16 protein-coding genes and 2 pseudogenes are annotated in these 22,198 nt (G+C 58.8%); 12 read left to right on the plus strand and 6 right to left on the minus strand.

What is annotated here, in order from left to right; all coding sequences use genetic code 11:
- The first annotated feature begins 114 nt into the window (after nt 1-114).
- Nucleotides 115-1,896 carry a sensor domain-containing phosphodiesterase gene (locus AC07OT_RS01545; protein WP_495107237.1) on the plus strand — a complete coding sequence of 594 codons (1,782 nt, stop codon included), beginning with the start codon at nt 115-117 and terminating at the stop codon, nt 1,894-1,896.
- On the opposite strand, the gene AC07OT_RS01550 is transcribed toward AC07OT_RS01545, so the two are convergent.
- Both AC07OT_RS01550 and AC07OT_RS01555 read right to left on the minus strand, forming a co-directional pair.
- The gene (locus AC07OT_RS01550; RefSeq protein WP_495107238.1) at nt 1,849-2,526 is read right to left on the minus strand and encodes a dTMP kinase; all 678 of its coding nucleotides are present in this window, start codon (nt 2,524-2,526) and stop codon (nt 1,849-1,851) included. The genes AC07OT_RS01545 and AC07OT_RS01550 overlap by 48 nt on opposite strands.
- A gap of 192 nt (nt 2,527-2,718) precedes the next feature.
- Nucleotides 2,719-3,609, minus strand: a complete 891-nt coding sequence (locus AC07OT_RS01555; protein ID WP_027605835.1) for a LysR family transcriptional regulator — start codon at nt 3,607-3,609, stop codon at nt 2,719-2,721.
- 165 nt (nt 3,610-3,774) lie between these two features.
- On the opposite strand from AC07OT_RS01555, the gene AC07OT_RS01560 reads away from it, so the two are divergent.
- The 6 genes and pseudogenes from AC07OT_RS01560 (at nt 3,775) to AC07OT_RS01585 (ending at nt 10,730) form a co-directional block, all read left to right on the plus strand.
- Nucleotides 3,775-4,857, plus strand: coding sequence for a 4-oxalomesaconate tautomerase (locus AC07OT_RS01560; protein WP_065941473.1), 1,083 nt, complete (start codon nt 3,775-3,777; stop codon nt 4,855-4,857).
- A gap of 44 nt (nt 4,858-4,901) precedes the next feature.
- Nucleotides 4,902-6,215 carry a dicarboxylate/amino acid:cation symporter gene (locus AC07OT_RS01565; RefSeq protein WP_495107239.1) on the plus strand — a complete coding sequence of 438 codons (1,314 nt, stop codon included), beginning with the start codon at nt 4,902-4,904 and terminating at the stop codon, nt 6,213-6,215.
- Nucleotides 6,216-6,350: 135 nt separating this feature from the next.
- A complete protein-coding gene (locus AC07OT_RS01570) occupies nt 6,351-7,655 on the plus strand; it encodes a CitMHS family transporter (protein ID WP_065941471.1) in 1,305 nt (434 codons plus the stop codon).
- Nucleotides 7,656-7,755: 100 nt separating this feature from the next.
- Nucleotides 7,756-9,000: an OprD family porin gene (locus AC07OT_RS01575; RefSeq protein WP_495107515.1), complete on the plus strand. Its 1,245-nt coding sequence runs from the start codon at nt 7,756-7,758 to the stop codon at nt 8,998-9,000.
- An 83-nt stretch (nt 9,001-9,083) separates the two neighbouring features.
- Nucleotides 9,084-9,872, plus strand: a pseudogene (locus AC07OT_RS01580) (cache domain-containing protein); the annotation flags it as partial.
- 102 nt (nt 9,873-9,974) lie between these two features.
- A complete protein-coding gene (locus AC07OT_RS01585) occupies nt 9,975-10,730 on the plus strand; it encodes a methyl-accepting chemotaxis protein (RefSeq protein WP_413771008.1) in 756 nt (251 codons plus the stop codon).
- On the opposite strand, the gene AC07OT_RS01590 is transcribed toward AC07OT_RS01585, so the two are convergent.
- On the minus strand, nt 10,720-12,090 hold the full coding sequence (locus AC07OT_RS01590) for an LLM class flavin-dependent oxidoreductase (RefSeq protein WP_495107240.1): 1,371 nt from the start codon (nt 12,088-12,090) through the stop codon (nt 10,720-10,722). The two genes, AC07OT_RS01585 and AC07OT_RS01590, sit on opposite strands and share 11 nt — an antisense overlap.
- A gap of 23 nt (nt 12,091-12,113) precedes the next feature.
- On the minus strand, nt 12,114-13,070 hold the full coding sequence (locus AC07OT_RS01595) for an ABC transporter substrate-binding protein (RefSeq protein WP_495107241.1): 957 nt from the start codon (nt 13,068-13,070) through the stop codon (nt 12,114-12,116).
- Between the two features lie 301 nt (nt 13,071-13,371).
- On the opposite strand from AC07OT_RS01595, the gene AC07OT_RS01600 reads away from it, so the two are divergent.
- From AC07OT_RS01600 to AC07OT_RS01620, 5 genes are all read left to right on the plus strand, one after another.
- Complete coding sequence (locus AC07OT_RS01600; RefSeq protein ID WP_065941466.1) at nt 13,372-14,241, plus strand: isocitrate lyase/PEP mutase family protein; 870 nt, start codon at nt 13,372-13,374, stop codon at nt 14,239-14,241.
- A gap of 170 nt (nt 14,242-14,411) precedes the next feature.
- The gene (locus tag AC07OT_RS01605; RefSeq protein ID WP_495107242.1) at nt 14,412-16,154 is read left to right on the plus strand and encodes an HsdM family class I SAM-dependent methyltransferase; all 1,743 of its coding nucleotides are present in this window, start codon (nt 14,412-14,414) and stop codon (nt 16,152-16,154) included.
- Nucleotides 16,151-17,779, plus strand: coding sequence for a restriction endonuclease subunit S (locus tag AC07OT_RS01610; RefSeq protein WP_495107243.1), 1,629 nt, complete (start codon nt 16,151-16,153; stop codon nt 17,777-17,779). Before AC07OT_RS01605 ends, AC07OT_RS01610 begins: the two co-directional genes overlap by 4 nt.
- Nucleotides 17,780-19,636: an AAA family ATPase gene (locus AC07OT_RS01615; protein ID WP_495107244.1), complete on the plus strand. Its 1,857-nt coding sequence runs from the start codon at nt 17,780-17,782 to the stop codon at nt 19,634-19,636.
- Complete coding sequence (locus tag AC07OT_RS01620; protein WP_495101433.1) at nt 19,629-20,753, plus strand: hypothetical protein; 1,125 nt, start codon at nt 19,629-19,631, stop codon at nt 20,751-20,753. Before AC07OT_RS01615 ends, AC07OT_RS01620 begins: the two co-directional genes overlap by 8 nt.
- Before the next feature lie 38 nt (nt 20,754-20,791).
- On the opposite strand, the gene AC07OT_RS01625 is transcribed toward AC07OT_RS01620, so the two are convergent.
- Nucleotides 20,792-21,376, minus strand: coding sequence for a methyl-accepting chemotaxis protein (locus tag AC07OT_RS01625; protein WP_495101550.1), 585 nt, complete (start codon nt 21,374-21,376; stop codon nt 20,792-20,794).
- 3 nt (nt 21,377-21,379) lie between these two features.
- Nucleotides 21,380-22,147: pseudogene (locus AC07OT_RS01630) on the minus strand (PAS domain-containing protein); the annotation flags it as partial.
- Nucleotides 22,148-22,198: the final 51 nt, after the last annotated feature.

The raw sequence follows: 22,198 nt of genomic DNA on the forward strand, positions 1-22,198 counted from the left end.
GAGAGGCCGTCTGCCTGCATACCGTTGAGCTATCAGAGGAATAGAAAAAACAACATCATAATGATGGCACTGTCTGATACCGTGCACATAAACACAGCCACTCCGAGGATTGTCATGGGCGCAGGCGCTCCTATTCCGCCGAATGAAATTGAACGGCTTAAAGAGGTCGCGAAATTTTGTCCAGCTGACAGCGAGTACGATACTGTCTTCGATAAAATCGTCGAGATGGTTTCTGCTTACTTCAACGCACCCATAGCGCTGATTTCGATCGTCGATGAGCATCAGCAATGGTTCAAGGCGCGCGTAGGGCTTGAAGAGACGCAGACACCACGAGAAGTGTCCTTCTGCGCTTACTCGACGCTGGAAAACGCCCCGCTGGAGGTATTGGACGCGACGCTTGATCCCCGTTTTAAAGACAATTCCCTGGTAACGGGGCCTCCGTATATTCGTTATTACACGGGCACCCCACTGATTACCGAAGAGGGTTTTACGCTGGGAAGCCTGTGCATCATTGATACAGTCTCACGCGCCGCTATGAGTGAGCGTGATAGCGCGATGCTCAGCGGTTTTGCTGAACTGGTGATGATGCACATCCACAGCATGCGCTCTCGAAACTTCGTCGACCAACCCACAGGGTTATTTAATCGACTCCGGTTTGAGGAGGATATACGCCAAGCGCTCAAGACCCACAGCGCGTGCCAAGCGTATGCGGTTGACATCATCTCGCCAAAGTTCCTCAACGATATCGTGAAGGCGCTGGGTTACAGTTTTGCCACAGACTTGGTCCTGGCAATCAAAGCGCGCCTACAAAAACTATTACCGCCACAGTGTCTACTTTATAAAATTAGCCCGACGCGGTTTGGTTTCCTCCTTGAGGAGGATCAAACGGCCGAGCACATTTGTGAAAACATCCTCAAGGACTTCAAAAAGCCTGTCGAATGCCACGCCATCCCCATACTCATGCAAGTCGGGATTGGCGTCCTGCCTATTCATAGCTCAGGGCTCCAGCAAGACTGGCTTCGCCTGGTGGTCAGCGCTGCGGATGAGGCGCGTGACCGCAGGCTGGGATGGTCGCGCTATGAACCCCATTTTGATGCGGCTCAACAACGCGCGTTCATGTTGTTGAGTTCGTTGCCGGAGGCGGTCAGCGCCGACAAACAGTTCAGCCTGGTGTACCAGCCAAAAATCAAACTGCCCTCAGGACGGTGTCATTCAGTAGAAGCACTATTACGTTGGACACATCCTTTACTGGGGCCCATCAGCCCTGCTGAATTCATACCCTTGGCTGAAAAAACCGCACTCATACCCTCCGTTGGATTGTGGGTGCTCAACGCAATCATCCAGCAAGCGGTTATTTGGAAAGCGCAAGGTGTGCGCCTGCGGATAGCGATGAACATTACCGTCAGCGATCTTGAAAGCGCCGAATTCGTCGACGCGATGATCCATGAGATTCAACAGCACGGCCTGGACCCCGCTGGCTTTGAACTTGAGTTTACCGAAAGCATGCTCATGACCAACCCTGAAGAAGTCATCCGGCAACTGGAGCGTGTCCGTAAGTTTGGCGTAGAGGTTGCTGTTGATGACTTTGGCACCGGCTACAGCAACTGGGCTTATTTGAAGGAGCTCCCGGCCAATACCGTCAAGCTTGACCAATCTCTGATCAGCGGGCTGGGCAGCAATCAAAATGACAAGCAACTGGTTAAAACCCTGATCGGACTGGCTAAGGGGCTCGGCTACCGGGTGGTTGCAGAAGGCGTAGAAAATCAAGAAATCCTGGACCTGTTAATACAGTGGGGATGTTCCGAAGCACAGGGTTATTTGATAGCCAAGCCTATGAGCGCCGAGGCATTAGAAGCCTGGATAGCACAAGGAATCGATGGAGGTCGGGGCCGGTAGAATGACTGCCGGGGACGCGCAAGCAAGGACTCTGTAGATCGCGGAGATCACCTGCATCGTTGCGTCCTCGATCGTGCCTTCATTACGGCACAAAACCCAACCGTGATCTGCAATCGCTCGCTCGAATGCCTGGGTACAAGCGCTATGTTCTTCCAGCTTATGGATCACGGTACTGCTCAGCCCACGCCGTCGTGCCGCTGCCCTCGCCCATGAAATCTCAGGGGCGGTGACAATCCCGACATGCAGGTCTGGCACTCGCACGTTTCGATCAATGTTCAACTGCAGGATCTCTGCAAACGGAATTATCCGGCGAAACGCGGCATCCGACGGGTACCAGCGATCGATCAGGATGATGCTGCCTGGTGGCTGTTTAGCCAGCACCTGCCGGGAAATCCAGGCGCGGCTGTCAGCAAAGCGTTCACACACCCGCAGCTCCAACTCCCGGGAGGGACTTCTGACGAGCTGGTTAACAAGCGCCATTGTTCCCTCCCGGTACGGATCGCTTTTTCTCTCGCAAAGCCGGATCACCTTTTTGTTGTCTGCCCTCAGTGCTTTCGTAACGGCCTCCAACAGCGTGGTTTTGCCGGTGCCCTTGGGCCCATCCAGAGAAACAAACAGCGGATGATTCATTCTTCACTTAACAATTGAGATACCGTTTTTTTGCCCTGTCCGGACGCTGGAACCACTGAGGGCGACTACGCGAAGGCCCTTATGAACAGAAAGTGATGAACACTCTACCCTTGTTTCGGCTCACGGCCCCCCAATCCACGGAGACAACCGCTGATGAGCATCGGTTATCGCCCATCAGTCATGTGTGATGGCTCATTGCGGCCACTGTTCAAGCAGTATCGAGACGAATTTTTCTGCCGCCGGCGAAAGCGATGCTCCCCGGCGATAGACCAGGCCCAAGGAGCGGTTCACAACCGGCTCGATCAACGGGACGCTGACCAAGGTTGGATGATCTTCAGCCGGCATGGCCAGGCTCGGCATCGCCGAAACCCCCAGGCCGGCCTCCACTAGGCCCAGCGAAGTCGAGAGGTGCTGGACCTCGTAGAACCATTGCGGCCGCCAACTCAGGCCAGACAGCGCGTGATCGAGCAACATGCGGTTGCCGCTCAGGCGCCCTACCCCGATCAGGCGGTAATCGCTCAATTCGGACCAGGTGACCGAACTGCGTCCAGCCAATTCATGATCACGCCGGCACGCCAATACGAAAGGCTCGCTGACCAGGGGCACGAACTCAATGTCCGGATGCTGCCCGCTCATCATGTTGATCCCGAAGTCGGCCTCCCCCCGCAGCACCGCTTCAAGCCCCTCATTGGCACTCAAGTCCAGCAGGCGGATGCGGATTTTTGGGTAGCGCTCGTTATACAGGCGAATGACTGACGGCAAGAAATAGAAAGCCGCAGTCGGGATACACGCCAGGGTTACCCGGCCAATCTGGCGTTCGGCCAGTTCACGGATATTGAGAATCGACTCATCGAAGTCATCCAGCAACCGACGTGCCTTGGGCAGAAAGTCACGACCGACACTCGTGAGGCTGACCTTGCGCGTGGTGCGATCCAGCAACGAGGTGCCCAACCCCTCTTCCAGTTTTTTAATTCGGCGACTGAGTGCCGGTTGAGACAGGTGCAAGGCATCGGCTGCTTCGTGAAAACTGCCAAGTTCAGCGATTTTCACGAAGGATCGAATGTCATTCAGCTCATATTCCATGTCTTATCTCACCCGCACAAGGCGTCAAAAGGAAACTCAGCGTAAATTCATCATTCGAAAAACGCAATAATCTCTTCAATCTTTGCATTTGAAACATTTTTTAAAGCTTGAGACTCTTGCTCCAAGAACATCAATTACACCGATTGATCAACAAGAGTCAGTATCATGCAAAGAATTCCCTGTGTGCTGATGCGCGGCGGCACCTCGAAAGGTCCGGTTTTTCTCGACTGGGATTTGCCCGCCGCCGTGGAGGCCCGCGACGAACTGCTGCTCAACCTGATGGGCTCCGGTCATGAACTGGAGATCGACGGCATCGGCGGTGGCAGCCCGCAAACCAGCAAGGTTGCGATTGTCAGCCCTTCGCTGCACCCGGATGCGGACGTTGATTACCTGTTCGTTCAAGTGATGGTTTCACAACGCAGGGTCGACAGCGCACCCAACTGCGGCAACATGCTGTGCGCGGTGGGCCCGTTCGCCGTCGAGCAGGGTCTGGTCAAAGGCACCCCGGAGCGCACCCGTGTGCGTATTCGCAACGTAAACACCGGCACCTTTATTCACTCCGACGTGTACACGCCGGATGGCAAAGTCAGTTACGAGGGCGATACCGCCATTGATGGCGTGCCCGGTACGGCCGCACCGGTGCAACTGACGTTCCTCGACGCAGCCGGCAGCAAGACAGGCAAGCTCTTTCCCACCGGTAACACGCAGGACGTGATCGATGGCATTGCGGTGACCTGTATCGACATGGCGATGCCCATGGTGCTTGTCGAAGCCAGCCAACTGGGCAAGCGTGGCGATGAGAGCCCGGCGGAACTGGACGCCGATAAGGAATTCCTGCGGCGCCTCGAGACGCTGCGGCTTCAGGCGGGCCTGGCCATGGGCCTGGGCGATGTCAGCGACAAAGTGATTCCCAAGCCGGTACTGGTTTCGCCCGCGAAAGCCGGGGGCACGATCCAGGTTCGTTACTTCATGCCGCACAACTGCCACCGCGCGCTCGCCATTACCGGCTCGATTGGTTTGGCCACTGCGTGCGTGATCGAAGGCAGCATCGTTGCGCAGATGCTCGGCGGGATCAGTACGCCGCGCCTTGAAGCGGTGCGGATCGAACACCCGAGCGGCGGAATTGATGTCGTATTGTCCTACACCGGCGTGAACGGTGAGACAATTCAGGCCTCAGTCGTACGCACCGCCCGCAGGCTTTTTTCCGGCTACGTCTACGCCACTGACTCGCAGCGCCTTGCCGGATAAATTCCGATAGTCGTTGGCATTTTTGCATCCGCACAATTCTAAAAATGGGTGATGCCATGAAAGTTGTTAAATCGCTCTACTTCCAGATCCTCTGCGCCGTGGCGCTCGGCATCGTGGTCGGGCATTTCTGGGCCCAGCAGGCCATTGCACTCAAACCCCTGGGTGACGCGTTCATCAAACTGATCAAGATGATGATTGCGCCCGTGGTGTTCTGCACCATCGTCACCGGCATCGCCGGGATGAGCGACAAGCGCTCCCTCGGGCGCCTGCTGGGCAAAACCATGCTGTTGTTCTTCGTCCTCACGGTGATCAGCCTGGTGATTGGCCTGGTCGCGGTGTACATGTTCCAGCCGGGCGCCGGCATGAACATCGATCCCAGCCAGCTGAGCACCAAAGGATTGGCCCAGTACACGGAGTCGGCCGCAAAACTTGGGGTGGTGGAGTTTTTCATGCACATCATTCCCGAGACGTTTATCGGCGCCTTCAGTAAAGGTGAAGTGTTGCCGGTGCTGTTTATCGCGGTGTTGTCCGGCTTTGCCCTGTCGTCGCTGGGCGAGCGTGGCAAACCCGTGCTCGACGTGCTCGAATCCGCCTCGCAAATGGTCTTCAAGATCTTTTCCTACCTGATGCGTTTTGCACCGGTCGGCGCTTTCGGGGCCTTGGCGTTCACTGTCGGCCAGTACGGCATCACTTCGCTGGGTTCGCTGGCCAAGTTGATCATGACCTTGTACATCGCCTGCGGCTTTTTCGTCTTCGTGGTACTGGGCAGTATTTGCCGCGCCAACGGCTTCAGCCTGTGGAAGCTGCTGCGCTACTTTCGGGAAGAGTTCCTGGTGGTACTCGGCACCTCCTCCACGGAACCGGTGATGCCGCGCATGCTGGAGAAACTCGAGGCACTGGGCTGCAAAAAAGGCGTCGTCGGCCTAGTACTGCCCACCGGCTACTCGTTCAACCTGGACGGCACGGCCATCTACCTGTCGTTGGCGGCGATTTTCATTGCCCAGGCCTGCAACATTGATCTGAGCCTGATGCAGATCATCACCATGCTGGCGATCATGCTGCTGTCCTCCAAAGGCGCCGCCGGGGTTACCGGCAGCGGGTTCGTGGCACTGGCCTCGACCCTGACGGTCATTCACGACATCCCATTGGCCGGCCTGGCATTGCTAATCGGCGTTGACCGCTTCATGTCTGAAGCTCGCGCCCTGACCAGCCTGGCCAGTAACGCCGTAGCGACGGTGGTGATTTCGATGTCTGAAAATGCCTGCCACCGCGACACGCTGAACCGGATGCTCGACGCAAAATCTTCTGCCGCACCGGGAAAAGCCTGGGACGACCTGAAGGACGCCAAACGCGTCTAGAGACAACCGGATAACGCTTCCCCCCTGACTTGACTGAACCCCCCTCCCCGCCAGGCGCGTTGTGCCGCCCGGCGGGTCAGGGCGCGTGCGCCTCGGCGTCAGCCATTTTTACGATAACAACAAGAGAATCGTCCTATGCTCGCTTTCCTTGGCTTGGCCATGGTGGTCGTATTCACCTATCTCATCATGACGAAGCGCTTGTCGCCCATCGTCGCGCTCACCGTGGTTCCCATCGTCTTCGCGGTGATCGGCGGCTTTGGCGGCACCACCGGCAAGATGATGCTCGACGGCCTGAAAATGGTCGCCCCGTCTGCCGCGTTGCTGCTGTTTGCGATCCTGTTCTTCGGCCTGATGATCGACGCAGGCCTGTTCGACCCGCTGATCCGCAAAATCCTGAAGAGGGTCAATGGCGACCCGATGAAGATCGCCGTAGGCACGGCCCTGCTGTCGTTGCTGGTAGCGCTCGACGGCGACGGCACAACGACCTACATGATCACCTGCGCCGCAATGCTGCCGCTGTATAAACGCATCGGCATGAACCCGATGATCCTGGCAACCATCTCCATGCTGTCGCTGAGCATCATGAGTGGCATGACGCCTTGGGGCGGCCCTGCGACACGGGCTATTGCCGCGCTGGGCCTGGATGCCGGCGAGTACTTCGTGCCGTTGCTGCCGACCATGATCGGCGGTGCCCTGTGGGTGATCTTCACGGCCTTCATACTGGGTCGCGCAGAGCGCAAACGTATCGGCAACGTGCAGCTGCAAAGCGGCGGCGGCGATTGCTACATCGAGGCGATTCTCGAGGACACGCCCCACAAACGTCCGAAGCTGGCCTATGTCAATCTGGTGCTGGTGATCGCGGTGATGGCGGCGCTGGTGATGGGGCTGATGCATTCCGCGATCCTGTTCCTGATCGGCTTCGTGCTCGCGCTGATGATCAACTACCCGCAATTGGACATTCAGAAAGAACGCATCCTGGCGCACTCGGGCAATGCCATGACCGTGGTGTTGCTGGTATTTGCCGCCGGGATCTTTGCCGGGATCTTTTCCGGTACAAAGATGGTGGATGCCCTGGCACAGACCCTTGTCGACTGGATCCCGCCATCCTGGGGCCACCTGTTTCCATTGGTGGTTGCGATCACCAGCATGCCGCTGACCTTTGTACTGTCCAATGACGCCTACTATTTTGGCGTGGTGCCGATCCTGGCCAATGCCGCCGCCGCTTATGGCATCGACCCGGTCGAAATCGCCCGCGCCTCGATCCTGGGCCAGCCTGTTCACCTCATGAGTCCGTTGGTGGCCTCGACCCTGCTGCTGGTGGGCATGGTCGATCGCGATATCGGCGACTTCCAGAAGGCCACCGTCAAATGGGCCGTGCTGACCTCCCTGGTCGTCACCGCCCTGGCCTTGTTGACCGGTGCCATCAGCCTGTTCACCTGATCCACCCATAACCCCTGCTGCCTTCCAGCGCGCCTCACTCACGAGGCGCGTGCCGACCTGTACCCCAAATAACAACAACGAGTCATTTGCCATGAACCCTATGTATACCCGTCGAGCTTTGTTTTGCGCGTTAGGCCTGGTACCCGTCGCGGCGGCCAACGCCGAAGGTTTTATTGATGACAGCAAGCTCAAGCTGCAACTGCGCAATGTGTATTTCAACGAGAACTTTCGCGACGAGCACGGCTTGAGTGCGCGGGCCGCCAGAACGGCAAAGAGCGAACGCACCGAGTGGGCCCAGGGATTTCTGCTGGACTATCAGTCCGGATTTACTGCGGGCACCCTCGGCTTCGGCGTGGACGCCCTGGGGCTCTATGGGGTAAAGCTCGATTCAGGGCGCGGGCGCAGCGGCACTGGGCTCATGCCGGTGCATGATGACGGGCGGGCGGCCGGCGAGTTTGCCAGCGCCGGCGCTACGGCAAAAGCCAGGTTCGCCAAAACCACGGTCAAGTACGGCACCTTGCTGCCCAAGACGCCGGTGCTGATTTACAACGATGCGCGCTTGTTGCCCCAGACCTACCAGGGCACCCAGGTCAGCAGCAGCGACATCGAGAACCTGACCGTGACCGGCGGGCATCTGGACCGTTTCAAACTGCGCGACTCCACCAACAGCATGCCGATCGTGCCTGATGGCTACAGCGGGGAAAAATCCGGTGATTTCAACTACGCCGGGGCTGAGTACAAATGGGGCAAAAACCTGCGCTTGAGTTATTTCTACGGGGAACTGGAGCACTTCTACCGACAGAACTTCGCCGGTATCCAGCATGACCTGCCGCTGGCCGGTGGCGTGCTGACCAGCGACCTACGCTACTTCAACAGCGTTGATAGCGGCTCGGCCTACGCAGGCAAAATCGACAATGACATGTTCAGCGGCCAGTTGTCCTACGTGATTGCAGGCCATACCCTCGGTGGCGGCTACCAGGCCCTTCGCGGTGATGCCGGATTACCCTACATCAGCGGCGCGACCGTCTACTCGTTCAGTAATGCCGGCATCGGCAAATTCATTGAGGAGGACGAGAAGACCTGGATGCTCAACTATGGCTACAACTTCGCCGCCGTCGGCGTGCCCGGCTTGACCTTCTCAACGCGCTACCTGAGCGGCAATGACGGCAAGTCCGCGACAACGGTCAAGGAATGGGAGCGTGATACCGAGCTGGCTTACGTTGTGCAAACCGGCACGTTCAAGGGGCTGGGCGTGCGCATGCGCAACTATGTCTACCGTTCTGAGTTCTCCCGCGGCCGCGACAGCAATCGCCTCTACCTCACCTATGACATTGCCCTTTGGTAAGTCGACGATCGCGGCCCTTGCGGCCGCTTTCCTACAGATTCAGGTGAGGAACCCCACGCATGCTGTTTAAAAACAAAGTACTGATGCTGGTGCTGGCCCCGGTGGTGCTGTTGTCCACGGTACTGGCGCTGACAACCAGCACCACCTTGCTGTCGAGCGCCGAGCAGGAAGTCACGGCGACCCGGGAACGCCTGCTGGATGAAAGCCGGGAACGCTTGAAAGACTACGCCAACCTTGCCCGAACCTCGGTAGCGGAACTGTATGCGCAGGCCGAGACAGGGGACACAGCAACGCGTGCGCTGGCGATCGCGCGGCTGTCCCGGATGAAGTATGGGGACGACGGCTATTTTATCGGCTACGACAGTCAGGTCGTGCGCCTGTTTCGTGGCGACAGCAGCGAAGGCGTCGGCACCAACATGAGTGAGCGCAAAGACAGGAACGGGCTTTACCTGAACCGGGAAATGGTTGCCGCCGCGAAGAACGACACCCACTTCGTCAACTATTCGGGGGCCCTGATCAATACGGATAAAGTCGTTCCCAAGCTGGCTTACAGCTTTTACCTGCCGGCCTGGGACATGGTCGTGGTCACCGCGATCAATCTCGACCGAATCGAAAGCCAGGTTGCCCAAGTACGAGGGGAAATCCATCAGCGTGTGCGCAGCCTGGTCTACGGGATAACCGTCATTGCCTTGATTGCGCTCGGGATCACCGGCGTGCTCGCAGTGTTAATGGTTAAAAGCAGCCTGCGTCCCCTGTCGCGGATTCGCGAACACCTCGATGAGATCGCCGCGGGCGAAGGCGATCTGACGCGGCGCTTACCCATCAGCCGCGACGAGTTCGGCCAGGTGGCCGTGTCGTTCAATGCCTTCGCCGATAAGATTCATGGGCTGGTCGGCCAGATCGTCGGCATGGCCAGAGAACTGAATACGTCCGTGACCCAGGTGGCCGAACAGAGCAAATGCATCGATCAGGTCATGGAACAGCAACGCCAGGAAACCGATCAAGTCGCTGCAGCAATCAATCAGATGTCATCTGCGGCGCAAGAGGTCGCCAACAGTGCCCAGAGCGCTTCAGAGGCAGCAGGCGAAACCGATGTGCAGGCCCAGCACGCCAGGCAGGTCGTCAATGAAAGCATCACCCGATTGGGCAGCCTGACCGAGGACCTGTCCGCGGGAGGCGCCTCGCTGAAAAGCCTGCAAGGCGATGTAGCAGGCATTGTCACGGTGCTGGATGTAATCCGCTCGATCGCCGAGCAAACCAACCTTCTCGCACTCAATGCCGCGATCGAAGCCGCCCGGGCCGGGGATGCAGGTCGTGGATTTGCCGTGGTTGCCGACGAAGTACGCGCGCTGGCAAGCCGGACGCAACTCAGCACCCAGGAAATTCAAGCGATGATCGAGCGCCTTGACCAGGCCACCACCAAGGTCGTCACTGCAATGAGTCACTCCGGCGCAGCAGGTCATGGCGCCAGCCTGCACGCTGAACAAGCCGGGCAGTCGCTGGGCAAGGCGGTCGAGTTGATCGTTACCATCAACACCATGAACGCGCACATCGCCAGCGCCGCGCAAGAGCAGACGTCGGTTGCCGAAGCCATCAATCGCAGTGTCCACCAGATAGCCCGCGCGATTGAAAACGTCGCAGACCAGACCCAAAGCGGCGTACACACGGTCGATGAACTGTACGCCATCGGTCATCGCCTGGAAGGCCTGTTGAGGCAATTCAAGATTTAACCGGCGTGTTTTCGGTGCCCAGTGCGCTGAGGCATTGTCCGCGGCGCTCAAAGCGCGGAATCGGCAACCCCAGGCTTTCGCGCAGGGTCGTCCCTTCATACGCTTTGCGATACACGCCACGGGCCTGTAATAACGGTATGACGTCCTGGGTAAAACGCTTGAATTGCTCGGGGTGGCCGATGTAGATGTTGAAGCCATCCACGGCGCGGGCCTCGAACCAGTCGGCCATTTCCTGCGCGACCGTGTCAGCTGTGCCGACAAATGCGCCGGGACGCAGTTGTCGACCAAACTCTACGGCCTGGCGCAGCGTGAAACCTTTCTCGCGGGCCTGATCGGCAATCCGTTTGGCCGCAGTAAAAAAGCTGCTGCGCGCAGACTCGAGGCTTTCCTGGGGAAACGGCGCATCGAGGTCGTACCGGCTGAAGTCATGCCAGCCAAAGTTACGTCCGAATTCCTTCAGCGCGAGTTCAAAGCTGTGGTCGACCTGATGGTAGTGCTGCTCGATTTCACGGGCGTGCTCATCCGTGTCGCCGACGTAAATTTCAGCGCCAGGCATGACCAGTATCTGCTCCGGGTCGCGCCCCCGTTGTGCTGCCCTGCCCTTTACATCCCGATAGAACGCCTGGCCCTGTTCGATACTGGCGGCATGGGTAAAGATCACATCGGCCGTGGCGGCACCCAGCTCGCGCCCCTGGGGCGAATCACCGGCCTGGAATATCACCGGCTGGCCTTGGGGTGAGCGTTGGATGTTCAGCGGGCCGACCACCGAAAAGTGCTCGCCCTGGTGATTCAGGCGATGCAGTTTGCTCGGGTCAAGAAACTGCCCGGTCGCCCGGTCGCGCACGAAGGCATCTTCCTCGTAGGAGTTCCACAAGCCCTGCACAACCTGGACGTGTTCAGCCGCTCGGCCGTAGCGCGTGTCGTAATCGTAGTGTTCGTCCCGGCTGTAATTGCCGGCGGTACCGGCATCGCCGCTGGTCACCACGTTCCATCCCGCGCGACCTTTGCTGATCAGATCCAGTGAGGCCAGGCGCCGCGCAACGTTGTAGGGCGAGTTGTAAGAGGTGGTCAGCGTACCGACCAAGCCTATATGGCGTGTGCTCACGGCCAGCGCCGAGAGCAGCGTCAGCGGTTCCAGCCGATTCAGATAATGGGAGGGCGACCCCGGTGTGATGAACTGGCTGTCGACGATAAACATCAAGTCGAACAACGCCGCCTCGGCCTGACGCGCAATATCGATGTACCAGTCGACGTTGACGCTGGCGTCAGCCGGTAATTGAGGATCGAGCCACAGGTTATGGCGACCCGGCCCGCCACTGCCCATCGTCAAGGCACCCAGTTTGAGCTGTCTGTTGGTCATGTTCAGAGTCTTCCTTGGCGCCTTCACGGCTGGATCTCAGCGACGGCCGGCTGCAGGGACGCCGCGAATGACTGATCGAACAGATTGGCTGCCGGGTACGACTTGACCAACCCTTGGCCGGCAAAAAAGTCCACGGTCTTTTGCGCCTCTATTGGCGACTGCGCCGTCACGGGCTCGACGGTCGTGCGCGCACGGGCAAACCAGGCCCGCGCTATACCAGCGTCCGCACGCGTACGTCTGGCCCACGCATCGGCATAAGCGTCGGTGTTGGCCGGGGTTTGGCGAGCCCAGTCACGCGCCTTTTTCAGGCGCAGGAGAAAATCGCTGATCTGCACACGCTTGGCTTCGACGGCGCGGGCGTTGGCTGCAATGAAGCTCTGGGCCGGAATCAATCCATCAGCCGTCGCAAGCACCCGCGCGCCTTGGCGTTCCTGCTGCGTAACGTAAGGTTCCCAGGTGGCGATAACGTCCACCGAACCGCCTTCCAAGGCATGGGAGGCGTCCAGCGCACTGAGGTAGCGCAACTCCAGTGAATCCGATGGCACGCCGGCTTTATCCAGCGCAGTCAACAACAGTTGCTGGCTCCAGGAGCCTTTCCAGATGGCCGCACGCTTGCCTGCAAGGTCTGCAAGGCTCCTGATCGGCGAATCGTTTTTCACCAGAATGGCCACGCCGTCGAGATTTTGCCGACTGACCGCAATCACCTTGATGGGCGCGCCCAATGCGCCCAGGAACAGCACGGGCGCATCACCCAGCAAGCCAATGTCCAGGCTGCCGACGTTGAGTGCTTCGGCAACCGGCGACCCGGCGGTGAACTGCTTCCATTCAAGGGTATAGGGCAGGTTTTCAAGCACCCCCGCCGCTTCCATCGCGGCCTGGGCGTTGTAGCTTTGGTCGCCCACCACCAGCGTTTGCGCATTCGCGGTCAGGCACAGCAATACGGCCGCCAACCCGGCCGCCAGTCTCGTCAGGTAACGCACGTTCGTCTCCAGATGCCTTGTCAGGCCGTTCAAGTCGATCCGCGCGTACGGTCTCGGTAGTGTTCACAGGAATAATCTGCCCACACCATAAGGACCGGACTGGCCGCTGTAAACTTCCTATAATGCATAACGTAATTCTATAATAATGCGGAATCAGCATTTTAAGGCCGACGTGCACCATCTGTTTCCAGCATACCCCATGCTCAAACGTCATAATCCCCGCCCCGCCTGCATGGTAATCTCGCGCGACCACGAATAGACATAGATCGTCACATGACGATGACCAGAGCCAGGAAAGAACATGCCCAAAAAATCTCACTCGACGCTGCGCCGCAACTTCCGCGAACTGCTGGCCAAGCCGAGCTGCGTTGAAACCGCTTCCGTATTCGACCCCATGTCCGCCCGTATCGCGGCAGACCTGGGGTTTGAGGTGGGTATCCTGGGAGGGTCAGTTGCGTCGTTGCAGGTACTGGCAGCACCCGATTTTGCCTTGATCACGCTGAGTGAGTTCGTCGAGCAGGCCACCCGTATCGGCCGCGTCGCCCAGTTGCCCTTTATTGCCGATGCCGACCACGGTTACGGCAATGCACTCAACGTGATGCGCACCGTCGAAGAGCTTGAGCGCGCCGGCGTTGCGGCATTGACGATTGAAGACACGCTGCTGCCGGCACAATTCGGGCGCAAATCCACTGATCTGATTTCCATCCAGGAAGGCATCGGCAAGGTCCGCGCCGCCCTGGAAGCCCGTGTCGATCCTGAACTGTCGATCATCGCCCGGACCAACGCCGGCGTATTGCCGACTGAAGCCGTTATCGAGCGTACCCTGGCCTATCAAAAGGCCGGTGCCGATGGGATTTGCATGGTTGGCATCAGCGACTTCGAGCATCTGGAAAAAATCGCCGAAAACCTCACGGTACCGCTGATGCTGGTGACCTACGGCAACCCCAAGCTCCATGACGCCCAACGCCTGGCCAGCCTAGGCGTTCGCGTGGTAGTTGCCGGTCATGGCGCGTATTTTGCGGCGATCAAGGCCACCTACGACAGCCTGCGTGCCCAGCGTCAGTTGACCCACAGCACCTCGAACCTCAGCGCTACCGAACTGACCCATACCTACACGTTGCCAGAGAGCTATGTGGCGTGGGCTGAAGAGTTCATGGATGTGAAAGAGTAATCCCGAACCATCACCCTCCTTGCCTGGGTTGACTGACCCATGCACCTGCCCAGGCTTGGGCCTGCCCTTAGCCTGGTCCTGCCTTAAATTCTCCCGCCTTGGCTGCCAATTCTGGCCATTTGCCTCTATGCTTGCCGGCTTGACCGCCACACCTATCGAAAAGGACTCCGATGTCGACTGAACACGCCCCTAATCAAGCCGTTGCGCTGTGGAATATCCTCGTGGCCTCCGGTCTCGCGTCTTCGCCTCAGGTCGCTGTCGAGCAAATTGCCTGCCTGATTCTGATCAAGTATCTGGAGCACCTACGGTTTGACCGGTCCTGGACCGCGCTGCTGGAGAGCGCCGACCCCGCTCCCCTCCTCGCGGGCAATGTCTTTCGGCGCCTGCGGGACTATGAAGCGATTCACGATGTGTCCGACAAGGTGCGCCTGGACTTGAATGGGCTGTTCAGCGACGCCTATTTCCAGTTGGAATCCTCCAAACCCGAAGCCTTGCTCATGCTGTTGAAGGCCGTGGACGGGCTGTTCAACTTCGTTGAAAAAAGAACGCTTACAGCCCCGTCGGCCGGCAAGGCGTTCGATGATCTGCTCAAGCTCGCCGCCGTGGGTGGAAATTCGCTGAATACCACGCCGCCGCGACTGTCGCGATTTATCGTGTCGTTGTTGGACCCCACACCCGGTGCCCGCTTGATCGATCCCGCTGTGGGCACGGCGCGGTTATTGCTCGACGCCGAGCACTACATGATGAATAGCGGCAGCAAAGCTTCGCGCAGGATCCCTGTGGGCATCGACGTAGACAAGTCAATGGCGCGCATCGGCTGGATGAGCATGCTCTTGCACAAGCTCAATCCCACCCAGTTGCACACCGGTAACAGTGTTTCCCGACTGCTCGACGGTCAGGCCGTCAAAAGGTTGCTGCAAAGCGCTCATTACGATTATGTCCTGTGTGACCTGCCACTGGGCAACGTAGGTGATGATGCCCTGCCGGCCAGTGCGGGTTACCTGCCGCCTAGCGCATTCAGTGAAAAAGATAAACTCACCCGCCGGCTGGAGCTGCTGTTCATTTGGCGCTCCCTTGACCTGCTTAAAATCAAAGGCCGTGCCGCCTTGATCGTGCCCCAGGGCGTGCTCTACGGAACCACGCGAGCACAGCGCCGATTGCGCCACGAGTTGCTCGTGCGGCATGCCGTCGAGGGGGTGATTCTGCTGCCGCCCGGAACACTGCCACAAGTCTCTACCCCCGTCGCCTTGCTGATCTTCAAGAAAGTCCAGAGTTCGGAGCATGCCTCAGCGCTGGACACCCACACCGCCCCCAAGACCGGCAGCGTGTGGTTTTACGAAGTCGGGGACGACAAGAACGACCTGTACGACGCCATGGTGCACTTTCGGCGGCGAAATAAGCGGTTGGAAAGCGGTGTGTATTATCAGCCTCTGGATGGGACAAAACAGGCCACTCGCGACTACTTTGTGAACGAAGTGATCGCACTGTCTACAAACGACCTGGATGGCAGTGCTCCGGGCCGTCAGTTCATGCAGTTCTTCCCAAGCCGGGCCAGCGTTACCAAGCAATGGCGAGTGCCTGTTCGCGAGTGGGTGCCCAACCCCGAATGGCAGGACCTTACCGGTCAAATCAAGGGTTCCCACGACGAGGCCCAACGCGTGCGTCCGGAATACGCGGCTGAGATGGCGCGGCAACTCTATGTCGACGGCGTCCTGCAGGAGGGTTTCCTGGCCCCCCACTGTATCGAGGCCAACCAATGGAGCCTGGATCTCAATGATTACCGCTGGCCTGAAGCGCCGAGGGTTCCTGAGGGCGCCAGCACGCTGGAGCTGCTTGATGAGCTTTGCGCGATAGAACAAAGCATTCTCGACCGGTTAGGCGACTTACGTGGGCTGCTGGAGGCAGGCCAATGAGTGCCGTTTCCCGTTGGCGGGAAATGCCGTTGCTGCAGGTGTGCAAGCTCAACCCGAGGCACAGCCTGCCCGCCGATGAATTGTCGGTCGACTACGTCGACTACGCGGGAATTGACGATGAAACCGGCGAAATCCTGAACACCAACCAGCGCTTGTTGGCCGACGTCCCTGAAGGCACCGCCATGTTTTGCCAGGGCGATGTGTTGTTTGCCGGCGTCACGTCAGGGCGTTGGATTTCGGCGGTGGTCGGCGACTTGCCACAGGGGGTGGGATTCGGCCCCCAGATGAGCGTTCTACGCCCAGGCCCCCAACTCTCTGCCCACTATCTCTGGCATTTCTTCCAACAACCTTGGCTCCGGCAACTCGCCGCACGCAGTAACACCTCAACGCGCAGCCAGCCCACCTTGTCCCATGGCTTTTTTCGCAACCTGCACATTGCGTTGCCCTCAATCGACGAGCAGCGGTATATCGTCGACGCGCTTGAGCAAGCGAGTGTCCGTCCCTATCGCGAAGCCGTAAACAGAGCCCACCACCTCAAGCGCGAACTGACAACGCGGCTCATGTTGCCACCTGCCGGGACAACAGGGCCAGGCTGGGCACTGCTGACGTTGGCTGACATCGTTTGGATCAACCCTCACGATGACGGGGCCAAGGCTGGGTACGCAGCGGATACCGAGGTGGCGTTCTTTGCCCACCGGGATCTTTTAATGTCCCACCTACGGCCAACCTTGGTGCGTTTACACGACATGCCCAATCCCGGCCGTGAAGTTCGCACCGGTGACCTGTTGCTCGGAGCACATCCCGACCGGGTTACCTATGGCCAAGTGGGCGTCGTGCCCGAGGGGGATATGCCGAAATTCGCCTCACGCACATTGACCGTCTTGCGCCCAAAGAATGAGGTTTGCGCTGACTACCTCGCGTCGTTGTTCCGATCGGCCTGGTTCGGCCTGACCGTAACGACCGAACGGCCTCTCGTTGAAAAGTATCTGGGGCGCATGAAGGTTGCACTGCCGACTCGGGCCGAGCAGCGCAGCATCCTTGGAATACTTGACGCGGTGCCTGTGACCGCGCTTGAGCAGGCCAAGAAAAAGTCCCGTGTTCTCTATCATGCAATCGCTAGGGACGCCTTCGACGGCAAGTTGTCCGCACGTTGGCGCGCGCCTTCACCGCCGTATGTGGCGCTATCGGTACCCGACGATGAAATCGACGCCAGTGAGGTTTCACCGGTCTTATCCAGCGCATTCAGACGTGCCTACCGCACCACGGCGACTGAACAACTCTCCTTGCTCCAACGCCTGGTATGGCGCGGCCTGCGTGGACGCCGCCAGGCGCTGATTGTCGACGACCCTGAAAGCTTCGACGCCTTCTGCACCTCGCACACCTTGAACCCTCTGCATGAATACGTCAGTCCCAGCCAGATCCGCCGGACCTTGGAGCAACTCTGTGCGCTGGGCTTGATCCAGCACATCAGCCTTCCGCCCCGTGGCCAGGGCGATGCAGCGCCCTATCTGGCAGCGTTCCGCGCCTATCGGCAGAGCGCGGACGGGCACGTAAAAGACGGCCTGGCATCACGGGATGCCAAAGCATTGAGAGCGAGCATTCTCGAAGCCGAGTTGGGGTTATAAATGCGCCTGCGTTATCTGAGTATCGACCGTTACCCTCCACTGTCCCACGTAAAGATCAGTTTCTCGAACAAGGCCCCTTGGCCGGTGCTGGGTGATGAAACCAACCGCTGCGGGATCCATTTCATCGCCGGGCTTAACGGAAGTGGCAAGAGCCATCTGCTCAGGGCGATTTCCGCAATCTTCCTGGCAATGGCGGACGGGCAGCTCCCGGGTTTTCCCTTTACGCTGATCTATGAGTTGGGCGCGGATGAACAGTTTTCCGAAATCGTCTTCGACAACCCTGGCAAAAAAAGCGAAGCCGCCATCTGGCAACGCACGGAGAATCCTTTTCCCAAGCATTGCGCCGAAGCCACGTTCACCCAGTGCCTTGCCGCGTTGCGCAAGGGTGAGCATGAGTCACTTGGATTCGTCACGCGGGTACCCAGGGGCAGCTTCCCCCAGGGCGTGAAAGATCTGCTGCCCAAGGTCCTCGCCTACACATCCGGGTCGTGGAGGCCCTGGCAAGCCATCTGGCAGCCACCGCTCAGCGCCGATGCGCTCCCCGATATCAACGATCAGGAGCTCTACGGCCAGGGCATGGAGCGCCCGGCCGGCTGGACTCATTACGATGAGAGCAGCGTACGGCTCACCGAGTTGCCGAGCCCGCCAACCAGCCCCTTGGAGTATACCAACCGGGATGCCAGTGACCTGCTCAGTCGGCCATTCCTGCTGAGCGACAATCGTCCTGATGCAGCCCTGCTGGCGGTGGCGCTGCACGATAGCCTGGTTACCCGCAACGGCCAGGGAGAGCCTCGGTTGGCCGCGCTGCTGCAAACAGCAGGCTGGCATCAATTGGTCAGTGTGGGCCTGCTGATTGACTTGGATAAAGTGAAGGACGCGCCGCCCGCGTTCCAGAAAAAAATCCATGACCTGCTGCTGATGGCCGGTGATGTGATTGCAATCCCCCATCCGAATCGCTCCTTGCGCAGGGTTTATTTCGATATCGAAGGAGATGTGCCTGCTACGCGAACGTCCTGTTTCGACGCACGCTTTCACAACCAGGGCATTCAACATCAGGGCGACGTACTGGCGCTGATGCTTGGGGAAGCCAGCCAAAGTCCATTCAGTCGCTTCCATGAGTTGATCCGCTGGATGGCCCTGGGCTTGGTTGGCGATCTTGAGATGTGCATTCGTCGCGATGGCAAAACCAGTCGCGAAGACGCCCTCCACGACCAAGGCATCATGGCCTACAGCGAAATGTCGGACGGCGAACAGATGGTCCTGCGGCGCTGGGCGCTGTTTTATCTGCTGGCCGGCGAGCCGGATGCGCTGTTGCTGTTGGACGAACCCGAGACCCATTTCAATGACAGCTGGAAGCGCGAAATTGTCAGCATCATCGAGCACGCCATGGGCAGGGACAACAGCGCCGTGCTGGTGGCCAGCCATTCGTCAATTGTGTTGTCCGACGTGTTTGACGAGGAAGTCATTTTCATCGCCAAGGACAGCGTCGGCCACTCCCGCGCCGGCACATTGAAAACACGCACCTTCGGCACCGAGCCTGGGGCTCTGTTGATGTCGGTGTTCAAGGCCAAGGACAGCATCGGTTCACGGGCGAAGGCTCGCATCGAGAAATTCCTGGACGAGGTGAAAGGTATCGAAGTGCCGCTGGCTGAGGACATTGCCCGCGTCGAAACCTTGATTGCGCACCTGGGCACGGGTTTCCACCGTTCGGAACTGCGGGTGCTGTTAAACCGCTGGAAGGAAGATGACGAGGTCAGGGCATTGAAGCAACTGCTGCCAAGCTTGAAAGACGGTGCGATGCGCAACGGTGTCCTTGAGTTGCTCAAGCAACATTACGAGGGCAAATCGGATGCTTAAGCCGATTCAATACAGCAAGTGGGCACCGGCGTTGGCAGCCTGCCAGAAAATGATGCACACCTTTGCCTTGTGGTTGTGTGAACCCACGGTCCACAGCGGCCGACTCACTGAAGCAGAACTCATCAAGGCACTCGGCACGCGGATCGAGGGTAAATGGCTCTGGCACTTTCTGGGGCGAAAGGTGGGTAAAACACCGCTGTTGACGCACGCCATTCGATTGGCCGATCTCAGCGTCAGCGACAAAAACAACCTGAAACAGTGGGTGATGAAAACCAGCGATGTGTCGGGCTATTTTTCATTGGCGCCCAACACCCCTGTGCTCCCGATCAAAAAACCATTCCAGACCGATGCCGACTGGGACGCGCTGCAAATACTGATGGAAGCGTTCTACTCGCCAGGGTTACGCAAGGGATTGCCCTATGGTGTCGCGGGCAATGTCACTGACGACAAGCCCAGCCAGGTTACCTACGAGTTCTTCAAGCAGGACTTTCAGCAGATCCACAAAGTCGACGACCATCCCGATGCTCGCGAGGCGTGCGTAGTGTGTGGGGATGAACTGGGCAAGGCGCATGTGGATCACTGGGTAGCCAAAGCGCAATTCCCGATGTTGTCAGTGTGCAAAGACAACCTCATCCCCATGTGCGACGACTGCAACGAAGCCCCGAATAAAGGAACGGACAAGGTCCACACAGATGGCTCGTTTCAAGAGTGGTTCCATCCCTACAAACGGCCACCGGCGGGAAAGTTTGCGCTGAAGCTGCTGCCGGTCGACCTTAAGGTTGAACTGGAAAGCATCGACCCGATTGATGCACCAAGGGTTGTCAACCTGAATGGCGTGTTCAATCTGAGCGAACGCTGGAGCAAAGAAGTGCGCGCCGAATACCGTCGGGTCCAGCGCTGGCTGGAGCGCTGGCAGGTGGATAAAAAGGCCGCCCTGACAACCCAGGAACTTGATCGGGAAGTGTTGGATATGGCCAAGCGTCTTTGCGCGGCAGAACCCAATCATGCCGTGCATCAGGCATTGTTTGAGGTGATCTGCGATCCAGCTCGACTGCTGGCGTGGCAGACCGAGCTAAAAGCTGACTTCGAGGAGAAAGTAGCACTGGGCCTGGTCTGAGCCCTGCCCGTGCAGGTAAGCCTGTCGGTACGCGGGAATTATCCCACCCAGCCGACAGCCGTCTTGGGAATAACCTCCGACTCATCCAGTTTCGACGCAAACATACTCACGGCCTGCACCGCATCACTGGTGCTGGTGCGGATCTGCAAAATCACCGAACCCGCCTGGTCCGCCAGGTTCACGCCACGCTGCGCGCCTTCCTGGGTGGCGCTCATGCTGGCCACCGCGTCGCGGGTTTCCGAAAGGATCATGCCGATCATTTCAGAGATCTCCGCCGTGGAGCGGCTGGTACGCCCGGCGAGTTGCCTGACCTCGTCGGCCACCACCGCAAAACCACGGCCCTGATCCCCCGCGCGGGCGGCCTCGATCGCCGCGTTGAGCGCCAGCAGGTTGGTCTGGTCGGCGATACCGCGAATGGTGTTGACGATGGCGGTGATTTGCTCGGAGCGATCACCCAGTTGGCCGACCAGCCGTGCGGACGCGCCGATGTTGTCGGCGATCCGACGCATTTCACTGGCGGTCTCCTGGATGACCTGGGTACCGTGCTCGGCAAACCGCTCGGTCTCGGACGAAATATGGTAGGCGCGAGAGGCGCCACGCGAGTCTTCCTCGAACTTTTCCACGCGCTCGGTAATGTCGCTGGCAAACTTGACGATTTTGATCAGTGTGCCATCGCCGTCATAGACCGGGTTGTAACTGGCCTCGAGCCAGACCACCCGGCCCTGTTTGCCCAGGCGCTTGAACTGCCCGGTGAAGAATTCACCGTTGTTCAAACGGCGCCAGAAGTCCGCGTACTCATGGCTGTTGACCAAGGCCGGTTCGCAAAACTGACGGTGGTGCTTGCCCTTAATATCCGCCAGCGAATAGCCCATGACGTTCAGGAAGTTCGCGTTGGCATCCAGCACCTGGCCGTTCAAATCGAACTCGATCACCGCCATGGCACGATCCACCGCAGTCAATTTGCTGCGGGTGGCGGCCTCTTGTTCGACCTTGGCGGTGACGTCCAGGGCGTACTTGACCACTTTCAGCACTTGGCCACGCTCATCCAGTACCGGGTTGTAGCTGGCTTCCAACCAGATGGTCTTGCCGTGGGCATCCACGCGTTTGAAGGTGCCCGACACGAACTTACCGGCCTTGAGCTCACCCCAGAACTGGCTGTAGGCCGGGCTGTTGGTCAGCGCCGGCAAGCAAAAGTCCCGGTGGGATTTGCTCGCCAATTGGTCGCGACTGTAGCCCAGGGTTTTCAGGAAGTTATCGTTGGCACGCAGAACCTTGCCGTTGAGGTCGAATTCGACGACCGCCATGGAGCGTTCCAGGGCGCTGATCAGTCCTTTGTACTCGGTGACTTCGGCCGTCCTGGCCGCCAGTTCTTTTTTGAGTGTTGTATTGAACATGACGAGCCCTCAGCCGTGCGGAAAAACCTCTGTCTTGACTCGCTATCGGCT

It is taken from the genome of Pseudomonas sp. GW821-FHT09C10 (assembly GCF_059418085.1).

Coding starts and splice junctions, on each gene's coding strand:
- AC07OT_RS01620 (WP_495101433.1), top strand. CDS start 19,629: ATGCTTAAGCCGATTCAATACAGCAAGTGGGCACCGGCGTTGGCAGCC.
- AC07OT_RS01615 (WP_495107244.1), top strand. CDS start 17,780: ATGCGCCTGCGTTATCTGAGTATCGACCGTTACCCTCCACTGTCCCAC.
- AC07OT_RS01585 (WP_413771008.1), top strand. CDS start 9,975: ATGGAACAGCAACGCCAGGAAACCGATCAAGTCGCTGCAGCAATCAAT.
- AC07OT_RS01570 (WP_065941471.1), top strand. CDS start 6,351: ATGCTCGCTTTCCTTGGCTTGGCCATGGTGGTCGTATTCACCTATCTC.
- AC07OT_RS01610 (WP_495107243.1), top strand. CDS start 16,151: ATGAGTGCCGTTTCCCGTTGGCGGGAAATGCCGTTGCTGCAGGTGTGC.
- AC07OT_RS01605 (WP_495107242.1), top strand. CDS start 14,412: ATGTCGACTGAACACGCCCCTAATCAAGCCGTTGCGCTGTGGAATATC.
- AC07OT_RS01600 (WP_065941466.1), top strand. CDS start 13,372: ATGCCCAAAAAATCTCACTCGACGCTGCGCCGCAACTTCCGCGAACTG.
- AC07OT_RS01555 (WP_027605835.1), bottom strand. CDS start 3,609: ATGGAATATGAGCTGAATGACATTCGATCCTTCGTGAAAATCGCTGAA.
- AC07OT_RS01560 (WP_065941473.1), top strand. CDS start 3,775: ATGCAAAGAATTCCCTGTGTGCTGATGCGCGGCGGCACCTCGAAAGGT.
- AC07OT_RS01545 (WP_495107237.1), top strand. CDS start 115: ATGGGCGCAGGCGCTCCTATTCCGCCGAATGAAATTGAACGGCTTAAA.
- AC07OT_RS01550 (WP_495107238.1), bottom strand. CDS start 2,526: ATGAATCATCCGCTGTTTGTTTCTCTGGATGGGCCCAAGGGCACCGGC.
- AC07OT_RS01565 (WP_495107239.1), top strand. CDS start 4,902: ATGGGTGATGCCATGAAAGTTGTTAAATCGCTCTACTTCCAGATCCTC.
- AC07OT_RS01575 (WP_495107515.1), top strand. CDS start 7,756: ATGTATACCCGTCGAGCTTTGTTTTGCGCGTTAGGCCTGGTACCCGTC.
- AC07OT_RS01590 (WP_495107240.1), bottom strand. CDS start 12,090: ATGACCAACAGACAGCTCAAACTGGGTGCCTTGACGATGGGCAGTGGC.